We start from the raw sequence: 12650 nt of genomic DNA, 5'->3' as shown, positions 1-12650 counted from the left end.
ATAAGACATAAGGAAAGACTGATGTTTTTAATTATTCTCTTTAAGTCGCTGGTCATCGGCGGGCTGGTAGGCGTGGGCGTTGGCGCCGGCGCCGCGCGTATGTTTCATGCGCCAACCTCGCAGGGGATGGGCGCATTTCGAACACTGGGCGAATTAAACTCCTGTGAAGGCGATCCCGCCTCTCACTTCTCTTTTGGTCTCGGCTTCTTCTTTAACGCATGGGCTTCTTCGGTTGCGGCTGGCTCCTTCACGCAGGATGTGGATCACCGCATTATCCCCAACTGGGGCGCGGCGGCGCTGATGGTGAAAAACCGCAACGTGGCGGAAACGCTGCACGATCCGAAAAAAATGGCTATCGCCTGCGGCCTTATCGGCATGTTCGTGGTGGCGTTCCTGAATTCCACCGCGTCAGCAGTGCCGGAAGCGTTGCAGGTCACGGCGGTGAAAGTGCTGGTGCCGGCGGCTAACCTGCTGGTCAACACCGTGATGCCGGTGATCTTCTGGCTGGCGGCGATTGACGCCGGTAAAAAATCGGGCTTCTGGGCCACCATCTTCGGCGGTCTCGCGCAGCTGATTATGGGCAACGCCGTGCCGGGTCTGGTGCTGGGCATCCTGATCGGCAAAGGCGTGGAAGAGAGCGGCTGGAACAAAGTCACCAAAGTGATGATGTTCTCTATTGTACTGCTGTTCGTGCTGAGCGGCTTCTTCCGCGGATTCGATCTTAAGCTGCTGGAATCGTTCCATATGGGTGCGCCGAACTGGCTTGAGATGATCCATAACGGACTGAGCGGAAAATAATCGGGAGCATAACGATGAACGAAACAAAAAGCGGATTCTGGTACGCGGACTGGTCTTTCCCGATCTTTGTCGGCCTGCTGTCCGCCGGCGTGTTCGCCGGTACCCATATGTACTACCTCTACGGCATCGGTGCGTTTAACGAAGTCGCCTTTGTCTCGATGCTGCGCTCCGGCATGGAGACCGGTGTTTACGGCGCGGTCGCCGCCTTCGGCGCCAGCTTCCTGTTCGCGCGCATCATTGAAGGCTCGCTGGTGGGCATTCTTGATATCGGCGGCGCGATCCAGACCGGCGTCGGGCTGGGCGTACCGGCGCTGCTGCTGGGCGCAGGCATTGAATTTCCGGTTACCAATTTCGCCGCGTCGCTGGCGACCGGCCTCGTTATCGGTCTGGCGATCGGCTACGTGATCATTCTGGCGCGTAAATTCACCATCAATCAGAGCGACTCCACCTACGGGGCGGACGTAATGATGGGCGCGGGCAACGCCTCCGGTCGCTTCCTTGGACCGTTGATCATCCTCTCCGCTATGGGTGCCTCCATTCCTATCGGCCTCGGTTCGCTGATTGGCGCGCTGCTGTTCTACCTCTGGAACAAACCGATCACCGGCGGCGCCATCCTGGGCGCGATGGTGCTGGGCGCGATCTTCCCGGTAGCGCTGTAATTCACCGCGGGCCTGCGCGTTATAGCAGGCCCGCCAGAGAGAGGTTCTCATGTTTGATCTGATTATTCGTCGCGCCAGACTGGTGGATGAACGGCTGGTCGATATCGCCATTCAGGACGGAAAAATCGCTGCGGTCGGCGAGGTTGTCGGCGAAGCGAAGCAGGAAAAGGTGCTGGACGGCACCGTGTGGGTCAGCGCGGGCTGGATCGATTCTCATGTTCACTGCTACCCAAAATCACCCATTTATCATGATGAAGCGGATCGCATCGGCGTCGCGACCGGCGTCACCACGGTGGTGGATGCGGGCAGTACCGGCGCGGACGATATCGATGACTTTTATCAGCTGACGCGCCAGGCGGAAACGCAGGTTTACGCGCTGCTGAATATCGCCCGCACCGGCATCGTCACGCAGAATGAACTGGCCGATCTAAGCCAGATCGATAAAGTCGGCGTCAGGGATGCGCTACAGCGCCTGCCCGGTTTTATTCTCGGCATCAAAGCGCGCATCAGCAGCAGCGTGGTGGGGCAGAACGGCGTCCGTCCGTTGCAGATGGCCAAAGAGATCCAGCAGGAAAACGGCGGCCTGCCGCTGATGGTGCATATCGGCAACAACCCGCCGAATCTCGATGAAATCGCCGACCTGCTCACCTCCGGCGACATTATTACCCACTGCTATAACGGCAAACCCAACCGTATTTTGACGCCTGCGGGTGAACTGCGCCTGGCGGTGAAAAAGGCGATCGCGCGCGGCGTGCGGCTGGACGTCGGCCACGGCAGCGCCAGTTTCAGTTTCGAAGTGGCGCGTCAGGCGATTGCGCAGGGCATCCTGCCCGACACCATCAGCTCCGATATTTACTGCCGCAACCGTATTGAAGGCCCGGTGAGAAGCCTGGCGCACGTCATGTCGAAATTCTTTAGCGTAGGAATGACGCTGCCGCAGATTATCGACTGCGTGACCTGGAAGGCGGCGGAAGGGTTGCGCCTGAAGCGGAAAGGGCGCCTGGAGCCGGGCTACGACGCCGATCTCACGCTGTTTACCTTTAGCGATGAGGTGCGCCCGCTGGATGATTCAGAGGGTGAAAGCGTACTGGGCCATCAACATTTTGTGCCGCTGGCGGCGGTCGTTGCCGGACAGTGGAAGGTTACCGATGAAGGGAAAGCAAATCATGTCTTCGATTTATGAAAAGTATGGCCTGAAGCAGGTGATCAACGCTTCCGGGCGCATGACCATTCTGGGGGTTTCCACGCCGTCGGCGGATGTGGTGGATACGGTAAAATATGGCCTGAATCACTATTTTGAAATCAAAGATTTAGTTGATAAAACCGGCACCTATATTGCCGGTCTGCTCGGCGCGGAAAACGCCGTGGTGGTCTCCTGCGCCTCTGCGGGCATCGCGCAGTCAGTAGCGGCGGTGATTGTGAAAGACGATCGCTGGCTGCTGGATAATCTGCATACCGCCGCGCTGACGGTGCCGCATGAAATCGTGCTGCCGAAAGGGCACAACGTTAATTTTGGCGCGCCGGTCGGCACCATGGTGGCGCTGGGCGGCGGCCGTCTGGTTGAGGCGGGCTACGCCAACGAATGTTCCGCCGAGCAGCTTTCCGCTGCGGTGACGCCGCAAACCGCGGCGATTATGTATATAAAATCGCACCACTGCGTGCAAAAGAGCCATCTCAGCGTTGAGCAGGCGGCGTCGGTGGCGCGCAAGCATAACGTGCCGCTGATCGTCGACGCCGCGGCGGAAGAAGATCTGCAACGTTACTACCAGCAGGGCGCCGATCTGGTGATCTACAGCGGCGCCAAAGCGATCGAAGGGCCGACCAGCGGCCTGGTGGTCGGCAAGCATCAGTACGTTGAATGGGTAAAACGCCAGTCGGCGGGCATTGGCCGGGCGATGAAGGTCGGCAAAGAGGGTATCCTCGGCCTGACGCAGGCGATTGAAAACTACCTGACGCGCGAAAAAGAGAGCGGGGCGCAGATGGTCGAGAAGATGTCCGCCTTTATCGACAACCTGAACGGTCTGACCGGCGTGACCGCGCGCGTGGTGTGGGACGCCGCGGGCCGTGATATCGCCCGCGCGGAGATCCATTTTGACGAGGCGGCTATCGGTCAAACTACCGGCGAGCTGGTACAGGCGCTGAAAGAGGGCGCGATCGCCATCTATTTCCGCGGTTATAAGGCGAACGAAGGCATTGTCGAAGCGGACGTGCGCAGCGTGACGCCGGAACAGCTCAACACCATTTTCCTTAGCATTAAGGCACTGATTACAGGAGCGAAACAAGCATGAAGCTGACGCCTGATTTTTATCAAAACCGTGTCTGCCTGAACGTACTGGCAGGATCGAAAGCGAACGCGCAGGCCATCTGGCAGGCGGCTGAAGGTCACGTGCTGGTCGGCGTGCTGTCAAAAAACTACGCCAGCGTAGAGCACGCCGTGAAAGATATGCGTGAATACGCCGCGCTGATCAACAACGCGCTTTCCGTCGGCCTTGGCGCCGGCGATCCGCGTCAGTCGGCGATGGTCAGCGAAATCAGCCGTGAAGTGCAGCCGCAGCACGTTAACCAGGTCTTTACCGGCGTCGCCACCAGCCGCGCTCTGCTGGGCCAACAGCAAACGGTGGTGAACGGTCTGGTATCGCCTACCGGCACGCCCGGCAGGGTTAAGATCTCAACCGGCCCGCTGAGCGCGCAGGCGCCGGATGCCATTGTGCCGGTAGAAACGGCTATCGCCATGCTGAAAGATATGGGCGGCAGCTCCATTAAATATTTTCCGATGGGCGGCCTGAAGGCGGTCGATGAGTTTACGGCGGTCGCGCAGGCCTGTGCGAAGCACGACTTCTGGCTGGAGCCGACCGGCGGCATCGATCTGGACAACTATGAGGCGATTTTGCAGATTGCGCTGGATGCTGGGGTCAGCAAAATTATCCCGCATATCTACAGCTCGATTATTGATAAAGCGTCCGGCGACACGCGACCTGACGATGTCAGGACGTTGCTGGCCATCACTAAAAAACTGGTAGGCTAACCCGCGTCGCCAGCGGCGAACGCGCCAGAAATGAGGAAAAAAGCGATGCGACTGTTTCCTGCACTTATGGTATTAATCAGCGTTGCGCCGCTGGCGGAGGCGTCTCCCTGGGCTTTTGTCGGCACCCATCAGCCGCACGGCGAGGGCGTCTATCGCTTTCGCGTTGCATCGGACGGCTCGCTGCATGACAAAACCGCAGTAAGCCGCCTGCCTGATGCGGCGCAGCTGACGATCAACGCGCAGGGCGACGTGCTGTATGTCGCCAGCGAAAGCGATCCAGGCACGATTACCGCTTACCGGCTGGATAAGGTGGGCGGGCTGACGGAAATTAATCAGGCCAGCGCCGAAGGCAGCGGTCCGGTTTATCTCTCGCTGACGCCTGACGGCAAATTTTTGCTGGTGGCGAACTACGTAAGCGGCAGCATCGCGGTGCTGCCGGTGTGCGCCGACGGCGGGCTGGATGCGGCGAGCGACAGCAAACAGCATCAGGGGCCGCCCGGCGCCGCGCAGCCACAGGCCGCCGTGGAAGGCAGCTTTGCCATCAGCGATCATAACGGGCCGCATGCGCATATGATCGCCAGCGATCCTTCCGGCCGCTATGTGTTCAGCACCGACTTAGGGTTAGATTGTATTTACCAATACCGGATCGATCGGCAGGGCAAGCTGACGCCGAACACGCCGCCGTGGATCGCCGCCTCTTCAGCAGGCGCCGGGCCGCGGCATTTCGTCTTTACACCGGACGGAAAATCGCTTTATCTGATTAATGAAGAGGCTTCGACGCTGACCCGCTATCGGCTGAACGGCGAAACGGGCGCGCTGGCGGAAGGGGCAACGGTTTCCTCGCTGCCGCCGGGCTATAAAGGCACCAGCTTCGCTTCAGGGTTGGCGATCGATAAGGCCGGAAAGCATCTTTATGTCCTGAACCGGCTGCATAACAGCATCGCCCATTTTCAAATCGGCGCTGACGGGGCGTTAACGTTGGTCGAACATATCTGGACGCGCGGCGACTATCCGCGCACCTTGACGCTTTCGCCGGATGAGCAGACCCTCTATGTGCTGAATCAGCGCAGCGATAATATCACCCGTTTCCAGCGGGACAAGGAGAGCGGGAAGCTCCATTTCAGCGATGACTATATTGCCATTGGCGCGCCATCACAGATGGTGATCGCGCCCTGATGGTAAGCTGACAGATTCATTTGCAGCGCATCGGCGCTGCCAGCAGGGGAGAGCTGCCGTGAGATTTCCAAACCAGCGACTGGCGCAACTGTTTGATACGCTGCAAAGCGAAACGCTGCCGCAGGATGAGCTTGCGCGGCGTTTTTCCGTCTCTACGCGCACCGTGCGCACCGACATCAACATGCTGAATGAGATGCTGGCTGAACATGGCGCGCTGTTTGTTCTCAGCCGCGGCGAAGGCTATCAGCTACGCATTCACGATCCGGCGCGCTACCAGCGGCTGCGTCAGCAAACGCCGTCGCGGCTGCGCGTGCCGCGCACGTCGAACGAGCGAATACACTATCTGCTGACGCGTTTTCTGACCTCCGCCTGGGCCATTAAGCTGGAAGATCTGGCGGAGGAGTGGTTTGTCAGCCGCGCCACGCTGCAAAGCGATATGGCCGAGGTGCGGGAGTGGCTTAGCCGCTATCAGCTGACGATTGAGGCGCGCCCGCGCTATGGCATGAAGCTGTTCGGCAGCGAGATGGCGATTCGTACCTGTCTGACCGACCTGCTGTATCAGATTGCGCAGGAAAACAGCGAAAGCCCGCTGCTGCAAATGGAGGCGTTGAACAGCGGCATGCTGCTGACGCTTCAACCGCTGCTGCAACACTGTTTCGCGCGCTTTAATATTCGTATGACCGATGAGGGCGAACTCTATCTGCGGCTTTATTGCGCGGTGGCGGTGCGCCGCATTAGCGAAGGCTATCCGCTTTCCGACTTTAGCGCCGAGGAGGTGGATAAGGATGTGTACGAAGCAGCGCGCCATATCATCAACCTGATGCGGCCGATAGCCGGTAAGGCGATCGCGCCGGCGGAAGAGGCCTGGCTGCGCCTGAATATCGCCGCGCGCCGCGTTGAGGAGATTGCGCCCAGCGCCATCAGCGCCGATGACGGCGATTCGCTGGTGGACTATATCCTCAGCTACATCAATACCCACTACAACTACAATCTGCAGGACGATCAGCAGCTGCGCGCCGATCTGCTAACGCACATCAAGACCATGATTACCCGTGTGCGTTACCAGATAACCATCCCGAACCCGCTGCTTTCTAATATTAAGCAGCACTATCCGATGGCATACGACGTCACGCTGGCGGCGGTCTCCAGCTGGAGCAAATATACCCCTTATGTCATCAGCGAAAATGAGATCGGTTTTCTGGTATTGCATATCGGCGTAGGGCTGGAGCGTCACTATAACGTGGGCTACGAGCGCCATCCTGAAGTGCTGCTGGTGTGCGATACCGGCAACTCTACTGTGCGCATGATCCAGGCGATGCTGCTGCGCAAATATCCGCAACTTGTGGTGACGCGCATTATCTCGCTGCGGGAATATGAAGCGCAGGCGACGATTGAAGAAGATTTCGTCATATCCACCGTGCGGCTCAGCGAAAAGGGGAAACCGGTAGTGGTGATGTCGCCGTTTCCTACTGATTACCAGCTGGAGCAGCTCGGCAAGCTGGTACTGGTGGATCGGACTAAACCCTATATGCTGGAAAAGTTCTTCGACGATCGGCATTTCCGCATTATCGACAGGCCGATGGATCAGACGCAGCTGTTCCGCCTGCTGTGCCAGCAGCTTGAGCAGGAAGGCTTCGTTGATGAGACGTTTTACTCCTCGGTTGAGGAACGCGAGGCGATCCTCAGCACGATGTTGGGCGAGGGAATAGCGCTGCCGCACTCGTTGGGCCTGCTGGCGAAAAAAAGCGTGGTGTATACCGTACTGGCGCCGCACGGCATCGCCTGGGGCGATGAGACGGCATATGTTATTTTCCTGCTGGCCATCAGCAAGGATGACTATGAAGAAGCGATGGCGATTTACGATCTGTTCGTCACCTTTATGCGCGAACGCGCCATGACGCGTCTGCGCGACAGCAGTGATTTTGACAGCTTTAAAGCGGTGGCGCTCGACTGTCTGAGCCGACTGTAGCGCTGAGGAAAGTAAAAACCCCGCCGAAGCGGGGTTTTTTAAAGAGTGAAGCTGACCGGTAAGCCGGGTTCTGTCTTGGACAGTCATTCATCTAGGCCAGCAATCGCTCACTGGCTCAAGCAGCCTACCCGGGTTCAGTACGGGCCGTACCATGTGAACCCCTATTTGGCCTTGCTCCGGGTGGAGTTTACCGTGCCACGAACTGTTGCCAGCCGCGCGGTGCGCTCTTACCGCACCCTTTCACCCTTACCTGTACTCACGAATGAGCCATCGGCGGTTTGCTCTCTGTTGCACTGGTCGTAGGCTTGCGCCTCCCAGGCGTTACCTGGCACCCTGCCCTATGGAGCCCGGACTTTCCTCCCCTTTGCCCGTCTCCCCCGAAGGAGGACGACGACAAAGCGGCGACTGTCTGGTCAGCTTCGGCGCGGATAATAGGTCATTCTGACCGCTTTGTCATCCTTCTTGCTGTTCGAGCGCATATTTATAGAGCGCGTTTTTCTTCACGCCGTGAATTTCCGCGGTCAGCGCGGCGGCTTTTTTCAGCGGCAGCTCTTTTTGCAGCAGCGCCAGCGTGCGCAGCGCCTCGGCCGGCAGCGCTTCTTCATCGGCGTGATGCCCTTCGACAATCAGCACCATCTCGCCTTTACGACGATTTTCGTCTTCTTCAATCCAGGCCACCAGCTCCGCTACCGGCGCGCCGTGAATCGACTCCCAGGTTTTGGTCAGCTCGCGCGCCAGCACTACGTAGCGATCGGCGCCCAGCTCGCTGACCATGTCGCGCAGGCTGTCGAGCAGACGATGCGTGGATTCATAGAAAATCAGCGTGCGCGTCTCCTGCGCCAGCGCGCGCAGGGTATCGCAGCGCGCCTTGCTTTTCGCAGGCAGAAAGCCTTCGTAGCAGAAGCGATCGGAGGGCAGACCGGCGGCGCTCAGCGCGGCGATAGCGGCGCAGGGGCCGGGCAGGGGCACCACGCGCACGCCCGCCTCGCGGCAGCGGCGCACCAGATGATAGCCAGGATCGTTAATCAGCGGCGTACCGGCGTCGGAGACCAGCGCAATGCTCTGGCCTTCCTGCAGCTTGCTCAGCAGCAGCTCCGCTTTTTGCTGTTCATTATGATCGTGTAATGCGAACAGTCGCGCATTGATGGCGAAATGTTGTAGCAACAGTCCGGTATGACGTGTATCTTCCGCAGCCACCAGATCGACGCTCGTAAGCACCGTCAGCGCCCGCTGGGTGATGTCGCCCAGGTTGCCTATCGGAGTAGGAACGATATAGAGCGTGCTGGCAGAAATCTCTGCCCGATCGTGTTGTTTCATTGTTTCATCCGAATTGCCGATTTAATATTGAGCATCCTGAAAAAAACTTACTGGATACAGTATGCTTCCTTCAAAAGTCGTTCGAAAAAAAGCAGGACGCTTTGTGCCTGTTCTGCTGGCTGGCCTGATTCTGGCGGCCTGTACCGGCCAGGGGCCGCAGGCTCCCGCGGTAAACGTGCAAGGACCGGCAACGGGCACATCCGACTATTATCTGCAGCAGGTGCAGCAAAGCCCAGATGATAACAAGGCTGACTGGCAATTACTTGCGATACGTGCATTGCTGAATGAAGGGAAGTATCCCCAGGCAAACCAGCAGATGAGCCAGCTTCCGCAACAGCTGAGCGACGTGCAGCGTCTTGAGCTGCAGCTATTGACCGCGCAGCTGCGCCTCGGCGGCCAGGATATCGCCACCGCGCAGGAGATTCTGGCGAAGCTCGATCCCGCCGCGATGTCGAAAGATCAGCAGCAGCGTTATTACGGCCTGAAAATAGCCGCCAGCCAGGGACGCCCTTCGCTCGATCTGGTGCGCGCGCTGATCGCCCAGGAGCCGCTATTGAGCGATAAAGCGCATCAGGACAATATCGACGCCACCTGGCAGGCGCTGCAACAGTTGCCGCCGGAGCAGATGAGCAGCCTGGTGATTAACGCCGATGAAAATACGCTGCAGGGCTGGCTCGATCTGCTTAGCATCTATAAAGCGAACCGCACCGATCCCGATATGCTGAAAGCGGGCATTAGCGACTGGCAGACGCGTTATCCGCAGAATCCCGCAGCGAAAACGCTGCCCACCGCGCTGGGGCAGGTGCAGAACTTCCAGCCAGCCTCTACCGGCAAGATCGCGCTGCTGCTGCCGTTAAGCGGTCAGGCGCAGGTCTTCGCCAGCGCAATCCAGAAAGGTTTCAACGACGCGAAAAACGGCCTGTTGAACGCGGCGCCTGCCTCTGCGATCGGCAGCGCGCAGAATCCGGTCTCGCTGGCGAGCGGCGATGCGCAAAGCGGTGCAGGCGCGGCAGATAACGCCCAGAACGTGGCCGCCCCGGCGAGCGATACGCAGAACGCCGACGCTAACGCCGTGGTCAGTCCTTCCGCCGTGCCAGCAGATAACGCTGACGCTCAGCCGCAGGCCGCCGCGCCGACGCCAGCATCGGTCTCCACCGCGCCGGCCAGCAATGCCGAAGTCAAAGTTTACGACACCAGCTCTCAGCCGATTCAGCAGGTGCTTGCGCAGGCGCAGCAGGATGGCGCGACGCTGGTGGTCGGCCCGCTGCTGAAAAGCAGCGTGCAGCAGGTAGCGGACGCTTCGACGCCGCTGAACGTGTTGGCGCTTAACGAGCCGGAAACGATCCAGAACCATCCGAATCTTTGCTACTTTGCGCTTTCTCCTGAAGACGAAGCGCGAGACGCCGCGCATCATATCTGGCAGCAGGGCAAACGCATGCCGCTGATGCTGGTGCCGCGCAGCTCGCTGGGCGATCGCGTCAGCAAAGCCTTTGCGCAGGAGTGGCAAACGCTGGGCGGCGGCACGGTGCTGCAACAGTCGTTTGGCTCCACCGCCGAGCTGAAGCAAGGCATCAACAGCGGCGCAGGCATTAGCCTGAGCGGCACGCCGGTCGCCGCCGCGCCCAGCGAGCCGCAGGGCGTGACCATCGCTGGCCTGACTATCCCGGCGCCGCAGAGCAGCGCGCCGACGGAAGCGGCCGCCAGCAGCGGCGGCAGCGTGGACGCGGTCTATATCGTGGCGACGCAGAGCGAACTGCAACTGATCAAGCCGATGATCGCCATGCGCGTCAGCAGCCGCAGCAACGTGGCGCTCTATGCCAGCTCCCGTAGTTTCCAGGCGGGCACGGGCCCCGATTTCCGTCTGGAGATGGAAGGCTTGCAGTTTAGCGATATTCCGCTGCTGTCGGGCGCCAATCCGGGGCTGATGCAGCAGGCGGCACGTAGCTTCAACAACGATTACTCGCTGGTTCGCCTCTATGCGATGGGCATTGACGCCTGGACGCTGGCTAACCACTTCAGCGAAATGCGTCAGATGCCCGGTTTCCATATCGACGGCAACACCGGGCAGCTGAGCGCCACGCAGGATTGCGTCATCAACAGGAAGTTGACATGGAGCCAGTATCGTCAGGGACAGGTGGTCCCGGCCAGCTAAGCCGTCAGCAAAAGGGCGCGCGCTATGAACTGATGGCGCGGCGTTATCTGGAGCAGAAAGGGCTGGTGTTCGTCGCCGCCAACGTGCGATATCGTGTTGGCGAGCTTGATTTGATTATGCGTGACGGGCGACAGTGGGTCTTCGTCGAGGTACGCTACCGTCGCGACGCGCGTTTTGGCGGCGCGGCGATGAGCATCACCTGGCGCAAGCAGCAGAAGCTGTTGCGCAGCGCGGCCCTGTGGCTGGCGGCGCGCAACGCCAGTTTTGATACGGTTGACTGTCGTTTCGACGTGGTCGCCATTACCGGGCAGCAGCTGTCATGGCTGCCCGATGCGTTTCAAGCCCACAATTAGAACCAGGTGGTAGTGTGCTGGAAAGAATTAAAGCCTGTTTTACTGAGAGTATACAAACGCAGATCGCCGCTGCGGAGGCGTTGCCCGACGCGATTTCCCGCGCGGCGATCGCCATGGTGCAATCGTTGCTGAACGGCAACAAGATCCTCTGTTGCGGCAACGGCACGTCGGCAGCCAATGCGCAGCATTTCGCCGCCAGCATGATTAACCGTTATGAAGCGGAGCGTCCCAGCCTGCCGGCGCTGGCGCTGAACGCGGATAATGTGCTGCTGACCGCCATCGGCAACGACCGGCTGCATAACGAAGTCTACGCCAAACAGGTGCGCGCGCTGGGGCAGACGGGCGATGTGCTGCTGGCGATTTCAACCCGCGGCAACAGCCGGGATATCGTTAAAGCAGTCGAGGCGGCGGTCACGCGCGATATGACCATTATCGCCCTGACCGGTTATGACGGCGGCGAGCTGGCCGGCCTGCTGGGACCGCAGGATGTGGAGATTCGCATTCCATCACACAGAAGCGCCAGGATTCATGAAATGCATATGCTTACCGTGAACTGCCTGTGTGATTTGATTGATAACACTCTGTTTCCACACCAGGAATAAATAAGGAGATGCAATGAAGGCATTATCAGCACTGGCAGTGATTCTTGCCGCCCTGGTATTACAGGGCTGCGCCGCCGTGGTGGTGGGCAGCGCGGCTGTTGCCACCAAGACGGCGACCGATCCGCGCACCGTCGGCACTCAGGTGGATGACGGCACGCTGGAGCTGCGCGTCAGCAATGCGCTGGCGAAAGATCAGCAGATTAAAAACGACGCGCATATCGTCGCCACTGCCTATCAGGGCAAAGTGCTGCTGACCGGCCAGGCGCCGAGCAGCGAAGTGGCGGAGCGCGCGAAGCAGATCGCGGTCGGCGTGGATGGCGCGACGGAGGTCTATAACGAAATACGTCAGGGGCCGAAAGTGACGCTGGGCACCGCGTCGTCCGATACCTGGATCACCACCAAAGTGCGTTCTCAGCTGCTGGGCAGCGATCAGGTGAAATCCTCCAACGTGAAGGTCACCACCGAGAACGGCGAGGTGTTTCTGCTGGGGCTGGTGACGCAGGCGGAAGCCAGCGCGGCGGCGGATATCGCCAGCCGGGTGAGCGGGGTGAAGCATGTCACCACTGCCTTTACTATTCTAAAATAACGCTTCAGGGGCG

General features: G+C 59.5%; 12 protein-coding genes and 1 other RNA gene. 11 read left to right on the top strand and 2 right to left on the bottom strand.

Annotated features, from left to right (window positions below; translation table 11 throughout):
* Window positions 1–21 precede the first annotated feature (21 nt).
* From C2E16_RS18310 to C2E16_RS18280, 7 genes are read left to right on the top strand one after another with little or no spacing between them, the layout of a single operon-like run.
* On the top strand, window positions 22–798 hold the full coding sequence (locus tag C2E16_RS18310) for a DUF4311 domain-containing protein (RefSeq protein WP_084970345.1): 777 nt from the start codon (window positions 22–24) through the stop codon (window positions 796–798).
* Window positions 799–812: 14 nt separating this feature from the next.
* Window positions 813–1457: a DUF4310 family protein gene (locus C2E16_RS18305; RefSeq protein ID WP_038623961.1), complete on the top strand. Its 645-nt coding sequence runs from the start codon at window positions 813–815 to the stop codon at window positions 1455–1457.
* 49 nt (window positions 1458–1506) lie between these two features.
* The gene (locus C2E16_RS18300) at window positions 1507–2640 is read left to right on the top strand and encodes an amidohydrolase/deacetylase family metallohydrolase (protein ID WP_038623963.1); all 1134 of its coding nucleotides are present in this window, start codon (window positions 1507–1509) and stop codon (window positions 2638–2640) included.
* Window positions 2624–3745: a DgaE family pyridoxal phosphate-dependent ammonia lyase gene (locus tag C2E16_RS18295; RefSeq protein WP_103790947.1), complete on the top strand. Its 1122-nt coding sequence runs from the start codon at window positions 2624–2626 to the stop codon at window positions 3743–3745. The genes C2E16_RS18300 and C2E16_RS18295 overlap by 17 nt, the downstream gene beginning before the upstream one ends.
* Window positions 3742–4482 (top strand): 2-dehydro-3-deoxy-phosphogluconate aldolase, encoded by a 741-nt coding sequence (gene dagF, locus C2E16_RS18290; protein ID WP_038623967.1) that lies wholly within the window; start codon window positions 3742–3744, stop codon window positions 4480–4482. The genes C2E16_RS18295 and dagF overlap by 4 nt, the downstream gene beginning before the upstream one ends.
* 30 nt (window positions 4483–4512) lie before the next feature.
* A complete protein-coding gene (locus C2E16_RS18285) occupies window positions 4513–5658 on the top strand; it encodes a lactonase family protein (protein WP_084970344.1) in 1146 nt (381 codons plus the stop codon).
* A 58-nt stretch (window positions 5659–5716) separates the two neighbouring features.
* A complete protein-coding gene (locus C2E16_RS18280; protein WP_084970343.1) occupies window positions 5717–7627 on the top strand; it encodes a BglG family transcription antiterminator in 1911 nt (636 codons plus the stop codon).
* A 43-nt stretch (window positions 7628–7670) separates the two neighbouring features.
* On the opposite strand, the gene rnpB is transcribed toward C2E16_RS18280, so the two are convergent.
* Together rnpB and rsmI are read right to left on the bottom strand one after the other, a co-directional pair.
* An RNA gene (rnpB, locus tag C2E16_RS18275) (RNase P RNA component class A) lies at window positions 7671–8048 on the bottom strand.
* 32 nt (window positions 8049–8080) lie between these two features.
* Window positions 8081–8944: a 16S rRNA (cytidine(1402)-2'-O)-methyltransferase gene (rsmI, locus tag C2E16_RS18270; protein WP_038623973.1), complete on the bottom strand. Its 864-nt coding sequence runs from the start codon at window positions 8942–8944 to the stop codon at window positions 8081–8083.
* A gap of 61 nt (window positions 8945–9005) precedes the next feature.
* On the opposite strand from rsmI, the gene C2E16_RS18265 reads away from it, so the two are divergent.
* Genes C2E16_RS18265 through dolP form a run of 4 tightly spaced genes read left to right on the top strand, consistent with a single transcriptional unit; the run spans window position 9006 to window position 12637 of the window.
* A complete protein-coding gene (locus C2E16_RS18265; RefSeq protein ID WP_104951595.1) occupies window positions 9006–11096 on the top strand; it encodes a penicillin-binding protein activator in 2091 nt (696 codons plus the stop codon).
* Window positions 11054–11449: a YraN family protein gene (locus C2E16_RS18260; RefSeq protein WP_038623977.1), complete on the top strand. Its 396-nt coding sequence runs from the start codon at window positions 11054–11056 to the stop codon at window positions 11447–11449. Before C2E16_RS18265 ends, C2E16_RS18260 begins: the two co-directional genes overlap by 43 nt.
* A 14-nt stretch (window positions 11450–11463) precedes the next feature.
* Complete coding sequence (gene diaA, locus C2E16_RS18255; protein ID WP_038623979.1) at window positions 11464–12051, top strand: DnaA initiator-associating protein DiaA; 588 nt, start codon at window positions 11464–11466, stop codon at window positions 12049–12051.
* A 13-nt stretch (window positions 12052–12064) separates the two neighbouring features.
* Entirely contained in the window at window positions 12065–12637 is a 573-nt protein-coding gene (dolP, locus tag C2E16_RS18250; RefSeq protein ID WP_038623981.1) for a division/outer membrane stress-associated lipid-binding lipoprotein, read from the top strand.
* Window positions 12638–12650: the final 13 nt, after the last annotated feature.

It is taken from the genome of Mixta calida, from assembly GCF_002953215.1.
Lineage (GTDB): Bacteria > Pseudomonadota > Gammaproteobacteria > Enterobacterales > Enterobacteriaceae > Mixta > Mixta calida.
Note: the sequence above shows the minus strand (reverse complement) of the source record. Positions and strands in the feature narration are given on the sequence as shown.

Coding starts and splice junctions, on each gene's coding strand:
- C2E16_RS18295 (WP_103790947.1), top strand. CDS start 2,624: ATGTCTTCGATTTATGAAAAGTATGGCCTGAAGCAGGTGATCAACGCT.
- C2E16_RS18285 (WP_084970344.1), top strand. CDS start 4,513: ATGAGGAAAAAAGCGATGCGACTGTTTCCTGCACTTATGGTATTAATC.
- C2E16_RS18300 (WP_038623963.1), top strand. CDS start 1,507: ATGTTTGATCTGATTATTCGTCGCGCCAGACTGGTGGATGAACGGCTG.
- rsmI (WP_038623973.1), bottom strand. CDS start 8,944: ATGAAACAACACGATCGGGCAGAGATTTCTGCCAGCACGCTCTATATC.
- C2E16_RS18305 (WP_038623961.1), top strand. CDS start 813: ATGAACGAAACAAAAAGCGGATTCTGGTACGCGGACTGGTCTTTCCCG.
- dagF (WP_038623967.1), top strand. CDS start 3,742: ATGAAGCTGACGCCTGATTTTTATCAAAACCGTGTCTGCCTGAACGTA.
- C2E16_RS18265 (WP_104951595.1), top strand. CDS start 9,006: ATGCTTCCTTCAAAAGTCGTTCGAAAAAAAGCAGGACGCTTTGTGCCT.
- C2E16_RS18310 (WP_084970345.1), top strand. CDS start 22: ATGTTTTTAATTATTCTCTTTAAGTCGCTGGTCATCGGCGGGCTGGTA.
- C2E16_RS18260 (WP_038623977.1), top strand. CDS start 11,054: ATGGAGCCAGTATCGTCAGGGACAGGTGGTCCCGGCCAGCTAAGCCGT.
- dolP (WP_038623981.1), top strand. CDS start 12,065: ATGAAGGCATTATCAGCACTGGCAGTGATTCTTGCCGCCCTGGTATTA.